13 protein-coding genes and 1 pseudogene are annotated in these 17,015 nt (G+C 69.1%); 12 read left to right on the top strand and 2 right to left on the bottom strand.

The features are described from left to right. Positions 1 to 36: 36 nt before the first annotated feature. The 12 genes and pseudogenes from AC1DER_RS09495 (at position 37) to AC1DER_RS09440 (ending at position 12,681) form a co-directional block, all read left to right on the top strand. The gene (locus AC1DER_RS09495; protein WP_477246557.1) at positions 37 to 195 is read left to right on the top strand and encodes a hypothetical protein; all 159 of its coding nucleotides are present in this window, start codon (positions 37 to 39) and stop codon (positions 193 to 195) included. Positions 196 to 297: 102 nt separating this feature from the next. Next, a complete protein-coding gene (gene ilvD, locus AC1DER_RS09490) occupies positions 298 to 2,061 on the top strand; it encodes a dihydroxy-acid dehydratase (RefSeq protein ID WP_477246555.1) in 1,764 nt (587 codons plus the stop codon). Positions 2,062 to 2,130: 69 nt separating this feature from the next. Then, a pseudogene (gene ilvC / locus AC1DER_RS09485) lies at positions 2,131 to 3,150 on the top strand (ketol-acid reductoisomerase); the annotation flags it as partial. Continuing rightward, positions 3,150 to 4,889, top strand: a complete 1,740-nt coding sequence (gene ilvG / locus AC1DER_RS09480) for an acetolactate synthase 2 catalytic subunit (protein WP_477357903.1) — start codon at positions 3,150 to 3,152, stop codon at positions 4,887 to 4,889. The pseudogene ilvC and the gene ilvG, both read left to right, overlap by 1 nt. Further along, on the top strand, positions 4,873 to 5,109 hold the full coding sequence (locus AC1DER_RS09475) for an ACT domain-containing protein (RefSeq protein WP_200608666.1): 237 nt from the start codon (positions 4,873 to 4,875) through the stop codon (positions 5,107 to 5,109). The genes ilvG and AC1DER_RS09475 overlap by 17 nt, the downstream gene beginning before the upstream one ends. Continuing rightward, complete coding sequence (locus AC1DER_RS09470) at positions 5,106 to 6,065, top strand: aminotransferase class IV (RefSeq protein ID WP_477246550.1); 960 nt, start codon at positions 5,106 to 5,108, stop codon at positions 6,063 to 6,065. Before AC1DER_RS09475 ends, AC1DER_RS09470 begins: the two co-directional genes overlap by 4 nt. A 4-nt stretch (positions 6,066 to 6,069) precedes the next feature. After that, complete coding sequence (locus AC1DER_RS09465) at positions 6,070 to 7,182, top strand: threonine dehydratase (RefSeq protein WP_477246548.1); 1,113 nt, start codon at positions 6,070 to 6,072, stop codon at positions 7,180 to 7,182. Beyond that, on the top strand, positions 7,179 to 8,765 hold the full coding sequence (locus AC1DER_RS09460) for a 2-isopropylmalate synthase (RefSeq protein ID WP_477357900.1): 1,587 nt from the start codon (positions 7,179 to 7,181) through the stop codon (positions 8,763 to 8,765). Before AC1DER_RS09465 ends, AC1DER_RS09460 begins: the two co-directional genes overlap by 4 nt. Before the next feature lie 75 nt (positions 8,766 to 8,840). Then, the gene (gene leuC / locus AC1DER_RS09455; RefSeq protein WP_477246544.1) at positions 8,841 to 10,289 is read left to right on the top strand and encodes a 3-isopropylmalate dehydratase large subunit; all 1,449 of its coding nucleotides are present in this window, start codon (positions 8,841 to 8,843) and stop codon (positions 10,287 to 10,289) included. Next, on the top strand, positions 10,289 to 10,897 hold the full coding sequence (leuD, locus tag AC1DER_RS09450) for a 3-isopropylmalate dehydratase small subunit (protein ID WP_477246542.1): 609 nt from the start codon (positions 10,289 to 10,291) through the stop codon (positions 10,895 to 10,897). The genes leuC and leuD overlap by 1 nt, the downstream gene beginning before the upstream one ends. Then, a complete protein-coding gene (gene leuB, locus AC1DER_RS09445; protein ID WP_441816637.1) occupies positions 10,887 to 11,975 on the top strand; it encodes a 3-isopropylmalate dehydrogenase in 1,089 nt (362 codons plus the stop codon). Before leuD ends, leuB begins: the two co-directional genes overlap by 11 nt. A gap of 73 nt (positions 11,976 to 12,048) precedes the next feature. After that, complete coding sequence (locus AC1DER_RS09440; protein ID WP_477246540.1) at positions 12,049 to 12,681, top strand: hypothetical protein; 633 nt, start codon at positions 12,049 to 12,051, stop codon at positions 12,679 to 12,681. A gap of 10 nt (positions 12,682 to 12,691) precedes the next feature. Here AC1DER_RS09440 and AC1DER_RS09435 read toward each other — a convergent pair whose 3' ends face one another. Next, entirely contained in the window at positions 12,692 to 15,850 is a 3,159-nt protein-coding gene (locus AC1DER_RS09435) for an efflux RND transporter permease subunit (protein ID WP_477246538.1), read from the bottom strand. A gap of 3 nt (positions 15,851 to 15,853) precedes the next feature. After that, a complete protein-coding gene (locus tag AC1DER_RS09430) occupies positions 15,854 to 16,921 on the bottom strand; it encodes an efflux RND transporter periplasmic adaptor subunit (protein WP_477246598.1) in 1,068 nt (355 codons plus the stop codon). Between the last annotated feature and the right edge of the window lie 94 nt (positions 16,922 to 17,015).

Below are 17,015 nucleotides of genomic sequence, written 5' to 3'. Positions count from 1 at the left end.
TGACATGCCCGCGCCGGGCATGTTTCCCTCAGTTCCATGACGCAGCGCAACAACCACCCGCAGACCGCTCAGGCCCGGCCGCAAGGCACGGTCGAGTCGCTGCGACTTGCGTTGACCCTGACCGCATCGGCGGCGCTCATTCTTGTACTCGTACTTATTACCGGGCATGCCAGCGCGGGGTACGGGTTCGTGTAAGCAACACCACACCACCCAGGTCTGAAACACCAAGACCCCGCGCCCGAAACGGCGCGGGGTTTTTGTTTTTACGGGCCTGGAATCCATCAAGGACGCCAGTTCGTGAGAAGCAACGCCATCAAGCAAGGCCCCGCACACGCACCGGCGCGCGCGATGCTGCGCGCCACCGGCCTGGACGACGCCGCGATCGCCAAACCGCTCGTCGCCGTCGTCCACACCTGGTCGGACGTGTCGCCGTGCAACTTCACCCTGCGCGACCTGGCGCAGGACGTGCGCCGCGGCGTGATCGACAACGGCGGCACGCCCATCGAGTTCAACACCATCGCCGTGACCGACGGCATCGCGATGGGTTCCGACGGCATGCGCGCCTCGCTGGCCTCGCGCGAGACCATCGCCGACTCGATCGAGTTGGCGGTCAACGGCCACTGCCTCGACGCGATGGTGCTGCTGGTCGGCTGCGACAAGACGATCCCGGCCGCGGCGATGGCGGCGGCGCGCATGGATATCCCCACCGTGATCCTCTACGGCGGCACGATCATGCCGGGCCACTGCCCGTCCAGGCAGGGCGAAGCCAGCCTGGGCGAGAGCGACCGCCCCCTCACCGTGCAGGACGTCTTCGAGGCCGTCGGCGCGCACTCGGCCGGCCGCATCGACGACGCCGAGCTGCACCGCATCGAATCCCATGCCTGCCCCGGCGCCGGTGCCTGCGGCGGCCAGTTCACCGCCAACACGATGGCGATGGTGCTGACCTTCCTCGGCCTGTCGCCGCTGCAGTTGAACGACATCCCGGCGATCCACGCCGACAAGCCCGCCGCCGCGCGGGCCTGCGGCGCGCTGGTGATGGACCGCTTGCGCAACGGCGGGCCGGGACCACGCGACATCCTCTCCCCAGCTGCGCTGCGCAACGCGGCCCGCGCGGTCTCGGCCACTGCCGGCTCCACCAATGCCGCACTGCACCTGCTGGCGATCGCGCACGAAGCCGGCGTTGCTTTCGGCCTGGAAGAGTTCGAAGAGGCGTCACGGATGACGCCGGTGATCGCCGACCTCAAGCCCGGTGGCCGCTACACCGCCGCGGAGATGTTCGAGCAGGGCGGCACTGCGCTGGTCGCACGCGAGCTGCGCGCGGCCGGCCTGATCGACGACATCCCCACCGTCACCGGCCGTTCGTTCTTCACCGAACTCGACGAGATCCCCGCACCGGCGACGCAGGATGTCGTGCGCCCGATCCATGACCCGATCAAGCCGCGCGGCGGTTACTCGATTCTCTACGGCGACCTCGCCCCTGAAGGCTGCATCGTCAAGCTGGCCGGTCACGGCCGCGAGCATTTCGAAGGCACCGCGCGCGTGTTCGATTCCGAGGAAGCGGCGTTCGCGGCGGTGCAGGCAAGGCAGGTCAATGCCGGCGACGTCGTGGTGATCCGCTTCGAGGGCCCGGCCGGCGGACCGGGCATGCGCGAGATGCTGGCGGTTACCGCGGCGCTGGTCGGCCAGGGCCTGGGCAACGATGTCGCCCTGATCACCGACGGCCGCTTCAGCGGCGCCACGCACGGCTTCATGGTCGGCCACATCTCGCCCGAAGCCGCGCACGGCGGCCCGATCGCCAAGCTGCACGAAGGCGACCGGGTGCGGATCGATGTCGGCACGCGTCGCATCGATGTCGATGCCGATCTGTCGGCGCGCACCGCTGCGCGCATTGCGCCGCGTGTCACCACCGGCGTGCTGGCCAAGTACGCGCGTCTGGTCAGCTCGGCCTCGCGCGGCGCAGTTACCGCGCCCGGTCCGCTCGATGACCGCCGCATCGCCAGCCAGCTGATCGATGCCGGCGGGAGCAACGCCGCTGCACCCCGTGAACCCGTCCCGGCCTGAACTGAAGTCGTTCGTCCCTGCCCTTCATCTGCTCCCTCCAATCCCGCTCGTGAACACCACAAGGACTTTGCAATGACCACCAGCTCCAAACCCCGCGTCGCCATCGTCGGTTACGGCAGCCAGGGCCGCGCCCATGCACTGAACCTGCGCGACTCCGGTTTCGACGTCACCATCGGCCTGCGACCGGGCGGCCCGACCGAGATCAAGGCCAAGGCCGACGGCTTCACCGTCACCACGCCGGCCGAGGCGGTCCGCAACGCGCAGCTCGTCGCCGTGCTCACCCCGGACATGGTCCAGCCGCAGCTCTACGGCGAAGTGATCGAGCCAAACATCGCGCCGGGCGCCTGCCTGCTGTTCGCGCACGGCTTCAACGTCCACTACGGCCAGATCACGCCGCGCGAGGACCTCGATGTGGTGCTGGTCGCGCCCAAGGGCCCGGGCGCGCTGGTGCGTCGCGAGTACGAGATCGGCCGCGGCGTTCCGTCGGTCTACGCCGTCCACCAGGACCGCAGCGGCAACGCCGAGCAGCTGGCGCTGACCTACTGCGCCGGCATCGGCGGCGCACGCCAGAACGCCATCCAGACCACCTTCAAGGAAGAGACCGAGACCGACCTGTTCGGCGAGCAGGCCGTGCTCTGCGGTGGCGCCACCAAACTGGTCCAGGCCGGCTGGGAAACGCTGGTCGAAGCCGGTTATCAACCGGAAGTCGCCTACTACGAGTGCCTGCACGAACTGAAGCTGATCGTCGACCTGTTCTACGAAGGCGGCATCACCCGCATGCACGAGTTCATCAGCGAGACCGCGCAGTACGGCGCGCTCACCCGCGGCACCTACATCGTCGACGACAACACCCGCGCGCAGATGAAGCAGGTGCTGACCGAGATCCAGGACGGCACATTCGCGCGCCAGTGGATCGCCGAGTACGCGGCCGGCAACGCCAACTACAAGGCGCTCAAGCAGGCCGACCTCGACCATCCGATCGAAGCAGTCGGCAAGAAACTGCGCGCCAACATGAAGTGGCTGGGGTCTTCCTCGCAGCAACCGGCAGCGGCCACCGCCGCGCGCCCGGCGCAGACCGAGGCGGCCTGATGAACGGTGCCCGCTGGCTGGTGCAGGCTCTGGCGGCCGAAGGCGTCGACACGCTCTTCGGCTACCCGGGCGGCGCGATCATGCCCTTCTACGACGCCCTGCACGGGTCGGACCTGCGCCATGTGCTCGTCCGCCACGAACAGGGCGCGGCATTCGCGGCCAATGGCTATGCACGAGCAAGTGGGCGGGTCGGTGTATGCGTCGCCACCTCCGGTCCTGGCGCCTCGAACCTGGTGACGGGCATCGCCGACGCGATGCTCGACTCGGTGCCGATGGTGGTCATCACCGGCCAGGTGCCGACCGCGCTGATGGGCACGGATGCCTTCCAGGAGCTGGACGTGTTCGGCATGACCATGCCGATCGTCAAGCACAGCTTTCTGCCGCGGCGGGTCGAAGACCTGCCGCGGATGGTCGCCGAGGCCTTCCGCATCGCCCGCTCCGGTCGCCCGGGGCCGGTGCTGATCGACCTGCCCAAGGACGTGCAGTTCGGCGATGCCTCGCAGTTGCCGGCGCACGTGCCGGCGCAGATCGACGACGTGGAGGCGCCGATGGACGCCTCGCTGCACGCGGCGCTGGCGTTGATCTCGCAGGCGCAGCGGCCGCTGGTCTATGGCGGTGGCGGCATCGCACTGGGCGATGCCGTGGCGGCGTTCCGCACCTTCGTCGATGCCACCCAGATCCCGACGGTGCTGACATTGAAAGGCCTGGGCGCCTTGTCGTCGGGCCACGCGTTGAACCTGGGCATGCTCGGCATGCACGGCAGCCGTGCCGCCAACCTGGCGGTGCAGGAAGCCGACCTGCTGATCGTCGTCGGCGCCCGCTTCGACGACCGCGCCACCGGCAAGCTGGCCGAGTTCGCACCGAACGCACGCGTCGTCCACATGGACCTGGACGCCTGCGAGATCGGCAAGTTGCGCCATGCCGACGTCGGCGTGCGCGGCGACATCGGCACCACGCTGACCGCGCTGACCCTGCCGTGCGCGGCGCACCTGCATGGCCGCAACGGCATCGCCCGCCGCGCCTGGCGCGCGACCTGCCAGCAGCGCGCACGCGACCATGCCGCGCGCTACGACGCGCCCGGTGAAACGGTCTACGCGCCGGCGCTGCTCAAGCGCCTGTCGGAGCTGGCGCCCCACGCCGTCGTCGCCTGCGACGTCGGCCAACACCAGATGTGGGTCGCCCAGCACTGGCGCATGAAGCATCCGCGCCAGCACCTGACCAGCGGCGCGCTCGGCGCGATGGGCTTCGGCCTGCCTGCGGCGATCGGCGCGCAGATGCAGGAGCCGTCGGCGCAGGTCGTGTGCGTCAGCGGCGACGGGTCGTTCCTGATGAACGTGCAGGAGCTGGCGACGCTGCGCCGCTACGGGCTGCCGGTGAAGATAGTGCTGCTCGACAACCAGGCGCTGGGCATGGTCCGGCAGTGGCAGGAGCTGTTCTTCGAGCGCCGCTATTCCGAGATCGACCTGTCCGACAACCCCGACTTCGTCGCCGTTGCCGCCGCCTTCGGCGTGCAGGCGCTGCACGTCGATCGCGCCGATGGCGTCGAGGACGCCCTGCAACAGCTGCTGGCCGCGCCCGGCCCGGCGCTGCTGCACGTGGCCATTGACCAGGCCGCGAACGTGTGGCCGCTGGTGCCGCCCAACCACAACAACGCGCAGATGCTCGATCCGGAAGCGGACGCGCGCAATGCCATTGCCACCCCCACCGCCGAGGACCCCCGCCATGCGATACCAGCTTGATCTCACCCTGCGTCAGGCCGAAGGTGCGCTGGCGCGTGTACTGGGCGCCGCCGAACGTCGCGGCTTCCGCCCGCTTGCCGTCGATGGCGAGGCACAGCCCGACGGTGACCGCTGGTACCTGCGCCTGACCGTCGAAGGCGATCGCGCCGACACCAGCCTGCAGACCCAGCTCGCCAAGCTTTACGACTGCCTCTCGGTGGAGGTGTCGCCGTGTCAATGACCGTCACCGAGAGTCAACAGGGCACGCGCCAGCGCGGCACCGCCATGCCGCTGTCGATGCTGGACGACGCGCGTCGTCGCCAGACTCCGACCGATACGATCCCGATGCTGTGGTTCGATGGCGAACTGGCCAGCGCCGACGCGTTGCAGGCGCCGCTGACCACCCACGCGATGCACTACGGCACCGGCGTGTTCGAAGGCATCCGCAGCTACGCCACGCGCAACGGCGCCGCCGTGTTCCGCCTGACCGAGCATCTGCAGCGCATGCGCAAGGGCGCCGAGCTGATCGGCCTGGACTTCGACATCGACCGCGCCTTCGAGGCGACGCTGGAAACGCTCCGCGCCAACGACCATCGCGACGCCTACATCCGCCCGCTGGCGTGGTTCGGTACCGGCTCGATCGGTCTGGACGTGTCGCTGCTGACCCAGCACTTCATGGTCGCGACGATGGCCCAGCGCGTGCACCTGGCCGGCGACCGCACCCGCCTCACGGTGTCTCCGTGGCGGCGCAATCCAGCCAGCGCGCTGCCGCCGCTGAAACTGTGCGGTGGCTACGTCAACTCGATCCTGGCCAAGCGCGAAGCCAAGTCGCGCGGCTTCGACGAGGCGCTGTTCGTCGACGACGACGGCAACGTGGTCGAGTGCACCGGAGCCAATGTGTTCATGGTCCGCAATGGCCAGGTCACTGCCGTCGAGCACCGCGACGCGCTGCCGGGCATCACCCGCGACACGCTGATCAGGCTCACCGGAGCGCAGTCGCGTACGGTCACCCATCACGAGCTGCTCGATGCCGACGAAGTGTTCGTCTGCGGCACGGCCGCCGAGGCGGCGCCGATCAGCGCGCTCGACCGTCGCGAGTTCGGCGACAACCCGGTGACGCGCGAGATCTCGGCGCTGTATGCGCGCGTGGTTCGTGGTGAAGAGCCGGCGCATGCCGGCTGGTTGACGGCGGTCTGATGCCATGGACGGCGACGTAAGCCACGTAGAGGCCATCTCCCATGCACAGACCGTGGACGCAGGCGATGTGCTGGCCGCGCAGGCACGCCTGCGCCGCTACCTGCCGCCGACCCCGCTCCACTACGCCGAGCGCTTCGGCTGCTGGCTGAAGCTGGAGAACCTGCAGCGCACCGGCTCCTACAAGGTGCGCGGTGCACTCAACGCGCTGCTGGCTGCGCGCGAACGCGGCGACCATCGCACGGTCATCGCCGCGTCCGCTGGCAACCATGCACAGGGCCTGGCCTGGGCGGCCTATCGGCTCGGCGTGCAGGCGATCACGGTGATGCCGCGCTGCGCGCCGCAGACCAAGATCGCCGGCGTCGCCCATTGGGGCGCGACGGTGCGCCTGCACGGCGACAGCTACGACGAAGCCAAGGCATTCGCCGCCGAACTGGCCCTGCAGAACGACTACCGCGTGCTGTCGGCGTTCGACGATCCCGACGTGATTGCCGGCCAGGGCACGGTCGGCCTGGAGCTGGCCGCGCTGGCCCCGGACGTGGTGCTGGTACCCATTGGCGGCGGCGGCCTGGCCTCCGGCGTGGTGCTGGCGTTGAAGTCCCAGGGTGTGCGCGTGATCGGCGCCCAGGTCGAGGGCGTCGATTCGATGCTGCGCGCGCTGCGCGGCGACAACACATTGCGCGAACCGGCAGCGACGCTGGCCGACGGCGTGCGCGTCAAGGTGCCGGGCCAGCTGACCCGCCAGCTGCTGGCGCAGTACCTCGACGACGTGGTCGTGGTGCGCGAGGCCGAGCTGCGCGAAACCCTGGTCCGCCTTGCCCTGGAAGAACACGTCATCGCCGAAGGCGCCGGCGCGCTGGCCCTGGCCGCCGGGCGTCGCGTTGCCGGCAAACGCAAGTGCGCAGTGGTCTCCGGCGGCAACCTCGATGCCGTCGTGCTGGCGCAACTGCTTTCCGAAGTCCGCCCGCGTGCGCCGCGACGTCCGCGCCGCCGCCATCGCGAGCAGCCAGCGCAGGCGTCACCGGAGCCGGCCATCGTCTCGCTCCGACGCGCCACCCAATCCAACCCACCCATTCGCGCCGTTGCCGTGCGCACCCGCAACGAGGAGCTCACCGCATGAACGACCCCGCTTCCCGAGTACCGGCCTCCAGGATCCGCATCTTTGACACCAGCCTGCGCGACGGAGAGCAGTCGCCCGGCTGCAGCATGACGCCGGCGCAGAAGCTTCGCTTCGCACATGCGCTGTCGGAACTGGGTGTGGACGTGATCGAGGCCGGATTCCCGGCCAGCTCCGAGGCCGACATGGGCGCCGTGCGCGCCATAGCCCGCGAAGTGCGTGGCGCCACCGTGGCGACGCTGGCGCGCTGCCACGAGGGCGACATCGAAGCCTGCGCACGTGCGCTCGAAGGCGCACTGGCCCCACGCATCCATGTCTTCATCTCGACCAGCCCGCTGCACCGCGAGCACAAGCTCGGACTGAGCCGCGAACAGGTGCTCGAACGCGCGGTCATGGGCGTCGAACTTGCACGCAGGCATGCCGACGACGTCGAGTTCTCGGCCGAGGACGCGCTGCGCACCGAGCCGGAGTTCCTCGCGCAGATCTGCAGCGCCGCAGTGGCCGCCGGCGCGCGCACGCTGAACATCCCCGACACCGTCGGCTACACCACCCCCAGCGAGATCCGTGCGCTGTTCGAGTACCTGCGCGCGAATGTGGCGGGCGCCGACCAGGCCGTGTTCTCCGCGCACTGCCACAACGACCTCGGCCTGGCTGTCGCCAACTCGCTGGCCGCAATCGAAGGCGGCGCGCGCCAGGTCGAATGCACCATCAACGGCATCGGCGAGCGCGCCGGCAACTGCGCGCTCGAGGAACTGGTGATGGCGCTGCGCGTGCGTGGCGAGTATTACGGCGCGCAGACCCGCATCGACAGCCGCCGACTGGTGCCGACCTCGCGCCTGTTGTCGCGCATCACCGGCATGTCGGTGCAGCGCAACAAGGCCGTGGTCGGCCAGAACGCGTTCGCGCACGAATCGGGCATCCACCAGCACGGCATGCTCAAGCACCGCGGCACGTACGAGATCATGCGGCCGGAGGATGTCGGCTGGGCGCAGTCGCAGATGGTGATGGGCCGCCACAGCGGCCGCGCCGCGCTGAGCGACCGCCTGCAGACGCTGGGCTTCGCCCTCGACGAAGTACAACTCAACTCGGTGTTCGCCGGCTTCAAGGCGCTGGCGGAGAAGAAGCGCGAAGTATTCGACGCCGACCTGGAGGCGCTCGTGCTCGGCGCCGATGCGCGCGCGGCCCGCGGCCATCGCCTCACCCGCCTGCACGTCAGCACGGGTGTGAACCAGGACAGCCTGCCGACCGCCAGCGTGCAGCTGGTGGACGCCGACGGCACGACTGTCAGCGAAGCGGCAGTGGGCGATGGCCCGGTGCATGCGCTGTTCGCCGCGCTTGCGCGCGCGACCGGACTGGCGCTGGAGATCGACAGCTACCAGGTATCGAGCGTCACCACCGGCGACGACGCGCAGGGACAGGCCAGCCTGATCGCCCGCGTCGACGGCGTCGAGGTCACCGGGTCCGGCACCAGTACCGACATCCTCGAGGCCAGCGCGCTGGCATGGCTGGATATCGCCAACCGGGTGACGCGCACGCGAGCGGCCGGCGAGGTGGAGCCCGAGCGCAGGACGGCTGCGATCGCCTAGCGCAAGAACGCCCCCATCCCAACCCTCTCCCGCATGCGGGAGAAGGGCTTTGAAAACACACCTACAAGCCAGCCAATGACCAGCCACGCACCCAGAACCTTGTTCGACAAACTGTGGGACGCCCACGTCGTCACGCCCGAGAGCGAGACCGCGCCGGCGACGCTCTACATCGACCTGCACCTGATCCACGAAGTCACCACGCCACAGGCCTTCGCCGAACTCGCCGAGCGCGGCCTGGCGGTGCGTCGCCCGGAGCGCACCAAGGGTACGCTCGACCACTCCACGCCGACGCTGCCGGCCGGCGCCGATGGTCAGCATCCGTACGTCAACGACGAAGCGCGCGCGCAGGTCGAACGGCTGCGTGAGAACTGCGCGCAGTTCGGTGTCGAGTTGTTCGACTACGACAGCCCGCAGCGCGGCATCGTCCACGTGATGGGACCGGAGCTGGGCCTGACCCAGCCCGGCCAGACCATCGTCTGCGGCGACAGCCACACCGCCACCCACGGCGCATTCGGCGCGCTGGCGTTCGGCATCGGCACCAGCGAAGTCGGCCATGTGCTGGCGACGCAGTGCCTGCTGCAGCGCAAGGCGAAGACGCTGTCGATCACCATCGACGGTGCGCTTGCACCAGGCGTCAGCGCCAAGGACCTGATCCTGCACGTGATCGGCGTGATCGGCGTCAACGGCGGCACTGGCCATGTCATCGAGTACCGCGGCTCCACGGTCCGTGCGCTGTCGATGGAGCAGCGGATGACGGTGTGCAACATGTCGATCGAGGCCGGTGCCCGCGCCGGTCTGGTCGCACCGGACGACGTCACTTTCGATTACCTGCGCGGGCGCCCGCGCGCACCGCAAGGCGCCGACTTCGATGCGGCCGTGGCGCAATGGCGGCAATTCCACAGCGACGCCGGTGCCCGCTTCGACCGCGAAGTGCGGATCGATGCCGCCGACATCCAGCCCACGGTGACCTGGGGCACCCACCCCGGCCAGGTCGCCGCCATCGCTGCTCACGTACCTTCCGGCGGCGGCGGCGACGAGGCCAAGGCGCGCGACTACATGGGCTGGCAGGCCGGCGCGGCGCTGGCCGGTCGCCCGGTCGATGTCGTCTTCGTTGGCAGCTGCACCAATTCGCGCCTGTCGGACCTGCGCGAAACCGCGAGCGTGCTGCGTGGCCGCCGTGTGCATCCCCGCGTGCGCATGCTGGTGGTGCCGGGCTCGGAACAGGTCAAGCGCGAGGCCGAGGCCGAGGGCATCGACCAGGTCGTACGGGCCGCCGGCGCGGAATGGCGCGAGCCCGGGTGCTCGATGTGCATCGCCATGAACGGCGACCTGGTCGGTCCGGGGCAGCTGGCGGTGTCGACCAGCAACCGCAATTTCGAGGGCCGCCAGGGCAAGGGCGCGCGCACGGTACTGGCCTCGCCGCTGACCGCCGCGGCCTGCGCGGTCGCCGGCGAAATCACCGACCCGCGCCCGTACCTGACCACCGCACCGGCCACGCCCACCGACATCATGGAGGTGGCCTGATGCGCCCCTTTACCGAACTCACTTCGCGCACCGTCGTCCTGCGCGAGCGCAACATCGACACCGACCAGATCATCCCGGCGCGGTTCCTGACCACCACCCAGCGCCAGGGCCTGGGCCAGTTCGCCTTCAACGACTGGCGGCGCCTGGCCGACGGTTCGCTGAACCCGGAGTTCGCGTTCAACCGGGCCGAGAATGCCGGCGCCGCGATCCTCGTCGCCGGTCGCAACTTCGGCTGCGGCTCATCGCGAGAGCATGCACCGTGGGCACTGGCCGACCTCGGCCTGCGCGCGGTGATCAGCGCCGAGATCGCCGACATCTTTCGCAGCAACGCATTGAAGAACGGCCTGCTGCCGATCGTGCTCGACGAGGCCATCGTTGACGAACTGCTCGACAGGCCTGGCATCGAGCTGCGCATCGAGGTGGCCGAACGCTGCGTGGTGCTGCCCGGCGGCAGCCGCGTCGAGTTCCCGCTCGATGCGTTCGCCCGCACCTGCCTGGTCGAAGGCGTCGACCAGCTCGGCTACCTGCTGCGCCAGGACGCGGCCATCACCGGCTTCGAATCGCAACGCCAGTCGCCATCCCACCAGGAGTTCGCCCATGCAAGCTGACATCGTCGTTCTGCCCGGCGACGGCATTGGCCCGGAGGTCACCGCCGCCGCGGTCGAGGTGCTGCGCGCCGTCGCGCAACGCTACGGCCACAGTTTCCGCTTCGAACAGCACCTGATCGGCGGCGCCGCGATCGACGCCACCGGCTCGCCGCTGCCGCCTGAAACCCTGGCGGCCGCGCAGCGTGCCGATGCGGTATTGCTGGGCGCCGTGGGCGGACCGAAATGGTCCGATCCCAAGGCGGCTGTCCGCCCCGAACAGGGGTTGCTGGCGATCCGCAAAGCCCTGGGCCTGTACGCCAACCTGCGACCGGTGAAGCCACATCCGGCCGCGCTCGGCGCATCGCCGATCAAGCCGCACCTGCTCAACGGTGTCGACCTGGTGGTGGTGCGCGAACTGACCGGCGGCATCTACTTCGGCAGCAAGCAACGCAGCGACACCTCGGCCAGCGACCTGTGCGAGTACACCGTCGCCGAGATCGAGCGCGTGGTCCGCCGCGCGTGCGCACTGGCGCGCGAGCGTCGTGGGCACGTCACCTCGGTCGACAAGGCCAATGTGCTGGAGACTTCGCGGTTGTGGCGGGAAGTGACGACGCGCGTGGTTCGCGACGAGTTCGCCGACATCACCCTCGAGCACCAGCTGGTCGATTCGATGGCCATGCACCTGCTGGCCAAGCCGCGCGAGTACGACGTGATCGTCACCGAGAACATGTTCGGCGACATCCTCACCGACGAGGCCTCGATGCTGGCCGGTTCGCTGGGACTGCTGCCGTCGGCATCGCTCGGAGAGGGTCGGGTCGGACTTTACGAGCCGATCCACGGCTCCGCGCCGGACATCGCCGGCCGCGGCATCGCCAATCCCTACGCCACGATCCTCAGCACGGCGCTGCTGCTGCGCCACTCGCTGGGGCTGGAAAGCGAGGCGCGTTGCATCGAGAAGGCGGTCGGGGCGGCGCTCGACGCCGGGGTGTTCACCGCCGACATCGCCGCAGCCGGACGTGGCGTCGGCACCCAGGCGGCGACGGCGGCGGTACTGGCGCAGCTGCAGATCGAATGTGAGCCGGTCGTGATGCGCGACTGAAGGTTCCGTTGGCCGATTGCCTGGCGCCGCCAGCGTGATCACGCAGTCACATCCCCGCAGCTAGGGTGCGCGCATGACGCGCATCCTCAGCCTCGCTGCCGTAGCCATTGCCACCGCGCTGGTCCTGTCGGGGTGTCACTCCGCGTGGACCAGGCAGGAGACGCCGCCTGCCTCCGGCGGCGAGCGGCAACAGCCCGCGGACGCCTTCTTCGCCAATCTGCAGACCCTGTGCGGCAAGGCGTTCGTCGGACGGATCGTGATCGACGAGCCACCGACGCCGGGTGCGCCGTTCGCCGGCAAGGCGCTGATCATGCATGTGCGTCAGTGCGAGCACGACCGCATCGCCATCCCTTTCCACGTTGGCGACGACCACTCGCGCACGCTGTTGCTGACACGCACGAAATCCGGCATCACCCTCGACCACGACCGTCGCCATCGCGACGGTGGCGAGGACATCCTGTCGATGTACGGCGGAAAGACGGTCGACAGCGGCAGCTCCACCCGCCAGGTGTTTCCGATCGACGCACAGTCCAAGGCGCTGTTCCAGCGCAACGAGCGCAGCGACCTGCTCAGCAATGTCTGGACGCTGGAGATCGAGCCGGGCCGGATCGCCGCCTACGAACGCTCGCGCCCGGGCCGGCGGTTCCGCATCGAGTTCGACCTGACCCGGCCGGTGCCTGCGCCGCCGGCACCGTGGGGCTGGTAGGCGCCCTTCGCTAAGCGGGCGCCTTCACCCGGAACCACGCCGCGTACAGCGCCGGCAGGAACAGCAGCGTCAGGAATGTCGCAACCGTCAGGCCGCCCATGATCGCCACCGCCATCGGCCCGAAGAAGGCGCTGCGCGACAGTGGGATCATCGCCAGGATGGCCGCCAGCGCAGTCAGCACGATCGGCCGGAAGCGGCGCACGGTGGCTTCGACAATGGCCTGCCAGTGCTCCGCGCCGGCGCCGATGTCGTGCTCGATCTGGTCGACCAGGATCACCGAGTTGCGCATGATCATGCCTGCCAGCGCGATCGTGCCGAGCATCGCGACAAAGCCGAACGGCACCCGGAACACCAGCAGGAACAGCGTCACGCCGATCAACCCCAGCGGCGCGGTCAGCAGCACCATGAAGCTGCGCGAGAAACTGCGCAGCTGCACCATCAGCAGCGTGAATACCACGAACAGGAACAGCGGCACGCCGGCGACGATCGAGTTCTGCCCACGCGCGGAGTCCTCGACGCTGCCGCCGACATCGATCGAGTAGCCGTAGGGCAGCTTGGCGCGCAACTCATCCAGGGTCGGCGAGATCTGCGCGGTCACCGTCGCCGGCTGCGTGCCGTCGTAGATGTCGGCGCGAACGGTCATGGTCGGGCTGCGGTCGCGATGCCAGATGATGCCTTCCTCGAAACCGTATTCGAGCGTGGCGATCTGGGTCAGCGGCACGCTCTGGCCGCTTTGCGTCGGCACCATCAGGCTGCTGAGCATCTCCAGGCGCAGGCGCTCCTCGGCCGGACCGCGCAACAGCATCTCGACCAGCTCGTTGCCCTCGCGGTAGGTGCTGACGTGCGATCCCGACAGCGAACTCGACAGGAACTGCGCCAGACGCGCCGAGCTCACGCCCAGCGCGCGCGCACGCTCCTGGTCGACGACCAGGCGCACCACCTTGTTGGGCTCGTCCCAGTCGAAGTTGACGTTGACCACATGCGGGTTGGCGCGGATCTTCTGCTGCACCTGCGCGGCGATCTTGCGGACCTGGTCGATGTGCTCGCCGGAGACGCGGAACTGCACCGGATAGCCGACCGGCGGGCCGTTCTCCAGTCGCGTCACCCGCATCTGCAGGTCCGGGAAGCGCTTGAACACGTCCTCGATCAACCAGTGGCGGATGTCCTCGCGCGCCTCCAGGCTCTTCGGTGTCAGCACGAACTGGGCGAAGTTCGCCGCCGGCAGTTGCTGGTCCAGCGGCAGGTAGTAACGCGGCGAGCCGGTGCCGACATAGGAGACATAGCTCGCCAGGTCCTTGCGGCCGGCGAGGATCTTCTCGAGGTGCTCGGACTGCTCGGCGGTGGCGCGCAACGAGCTGCCTTCGGCCAGTTCGACGTCGACCATCAGCTCCGGCCGGGTCGAGTCCGGGAAGAACTGCTGCGGCACGAAGCGGAAGGCGAATACCGCCGCGACGAACGCGGCAACCGTGATACCGATGACCAGCCAGCGGCGGCGCACGCAGAACGTGACCCAGCTGCGGAAACGCGTATAGAACCTGCTCGCGTACGGATCGTGGACGTGCCCATCGATCGGCGGCTTCGGCGCGAGGTAGTCGTGGAACGCCGGGAAGCGATCGGCCAGGCGTTCACGGAAACCGTGCCAGCGCGCCGGCAGCGAGCCGGGCTTCGGCGGCGCCGCGGCATGCCCGTAGTCCGGCAGCAGCTTGTCGCCGAGGAACGGAATGAACGCCACCGCGGCGATCCACGACACCACCAGTGCAATGGTGACCACCTCGAACAGCGAGCGCGTGTACTCACCGGTGCTCGAGCGCGCGGTGGCGATCGGCAGGAATCCCGCGGCGGTGATCAGGGTGCCGGTCAGCATCGGGAACGCGGTGCTTTCCCAGGCGAAGGCGGCCGCCTTCAACCGGCTGAAGCCCTGCTCCATCTTGATGGCCATCATCTCCACCGCGATGATCGCGTCGTCGACGAGCAGGCCCAGCGCCAGCACCAGCGCACCCAGCGAGATCTTGTGCAGGCCGACGTCGAAGAACGACATCACCGCGAAGGTCATCGCCAGCACCAGCGGGATCGACAGCGCCACCACCAGGCCGGTGCGCAGGCCGAGCGAGAAGAAGCTCACCAGCAGCACGATGGCGACCGCCTCGGTCAGCACCTTGATGAACTCGCCCACCGATTCCTCGACGGCAGCCGGCTGATCGGCGACCTTGCGCAGCTGCATGCCTGCCGGCAGCGTCTTCTGCAGCTTGTCGAACTCGCCTTCCAGGGTCTTGCCGAGCTTGAGGATGTCGCCACCCTCCTTCATCGCGACCCCTATCCCGATCGCGTCCTCGCTCATGAAGCGCATGCGCGGCGCCGGCGGGTCGGAGAAGCCACGGCGCACGTCGGCGACGTCGCCGAGGCGGAAGGTGCGGTCGCCGACGCGGATCGGAAATTCGCGGATCTCCTCGACGGTCTTGAACTTGCCGCCCACGCGCAGCGGCACGCGCGTGCTGCCGGTCTCGAAGAAACCGGCCGGCACCATCGCGTTCTGCTCGTCCAGCGCCTGCTGCACCGCCGAGGCCGGGATGCCGAGCGTGGCCAGCTTGACGTTCGACAGCTCGATCCAGACCTTTTCGTCCTGCACCCCGAACAGTTCGATCTTGCCGACGTCGGGTTGCGACTGCAGCGCAAGTTGCACGCGCTCGGCGTAGTCCTTGAGCACGGCGTAGTCGAAGCCCTTGCCGGTCAGCGCGTAGATGTTGCCGAAAGTGTCGCCGAATTCGTCGTTGAAGAACGGCCCGACGACGTCGCTGGGCAAGGTCGGGCGGATGTCGCCGATCTTCTTGCGCACCTGGTACCACAGCGGGCCGATGTCCTTGGAGCGCAGCGAATCCTTGGCGATGAACATCACCTGCGATTCTCCGGCGCGCGAGTACGAGCGGATGAACTCGTACTGGCCGGTCTCCATCAGCTTCTTCTCGACGCGCTCGGTGACCTGGCGCGAGACTTCTTCGGCCGTGGCGCCGGGCCACAGCGTGCGGATGACCATCACCTTGAAGGTGAACGAGGGATCCTCGCTGCGCCCCAGGCGCAGGTACGAGAACGTGCCGGCGATGGCGCACACCAGCATCGCGTAGATGATGAGGCTGCGATGACGCAGGGCCCACTCGGAGAGATTGAAGCGCATGGCTCAGTTCGCCGCCACGGGACGGTTGTCGCGATCGACCGGCTGCACTTTCTGGCCGACGCGCAGCAGGTGACCACCGGCCGCGACCACCCAGTCATCGGCGTCGATGCCGCTGATCACCGGTACGCGATCCTCGCCGAACGGGCCGGTCTGCACCGGCTGCAGCTTCAGCGTCGACGTCTTCGGGTCGACCACGAACACCGCGCTGCCGTTGGTGCCGCGCTGCACCGCCGCCAGCGGCACGCTCAACCCGCCCTGGCCATCGCCCGGCAGGTAGACGCGTGCGCTCTGGCCCAGTTCGAGCGCACCTTCCGGCGCATCGACGCTGATCCGCGCCGCGTACGTGCGCGAGGCCGGATCGGCGGCGGGCGAAATCTCGCGAATGCGGCCGGGCCAGCGCTTTCCAGTCTGCGACCACGATTCCACCAGCACCGGCTGACCGGGCTTGATGTCGGACACGATGCCTTCGGGAAGGGCGAACGCGACTTCGCGCACGCCGTCGGCGGCCAGCGAGAACACGGCCTGGCCGGCGGCGACCACCTGCCCGGCTTCGGCGCTGCGCGTGGCGATCACGCCATCGGCCGGCGCGCGCAATAGCGAGTACGCGGCCTGGTTGCGCGCGACCTCGAGGTTGGCGCGGGCGGAGTTGACCTGCTCCTGGGCGGCCTGGGTCGCGGCGTTCTGCGCATCCAGCGTGGAGCGGCTGACCAGCTGGTCATTGGCGAGGCGGGCGAAGCGGGCCTGGTCGGCCCGGGCGCGGCTGAGTTCGGCCTGCGCCGCCGTCAGCTGCGCCTGCGCGGCGCGTGCCTGCGCCTGCAGGTCGCCCGGGTCCAGCGTCGCCAGCAGGTCGCCCTTGCGGACATGGGCGCCGACATCGACCTTGCGTTCGATCAGCTTGCCGCCGACGCGGAACGACAGCGGACTCTCCTCGCGGGCACGCACTTCACCGGCAAAGGCGGTAGCGGTCTGGTTCGACTCCCCGGGGTGGGTCACCAGGACCGGCCGGACTTCCTCTTCGGGCTTGGCATCCTTGCCGCAGGCCACCAGGGCCAGGGTCGACAGGGCGAGCATCGCGGCGATCGCGAGTCGGGCAGCGGTGGGGGCATCCTGGCCAAGCGTGCTGCGCATTGCGGGCGACCTCGAGGTTAATTAATGTACCTGGCGG

The organism is Lysobacter sp. 05T417 (assembly GCF_056396405.1).
This window is presented reverse-complemented; position numbering and strand designations above follow the sequence as displayed.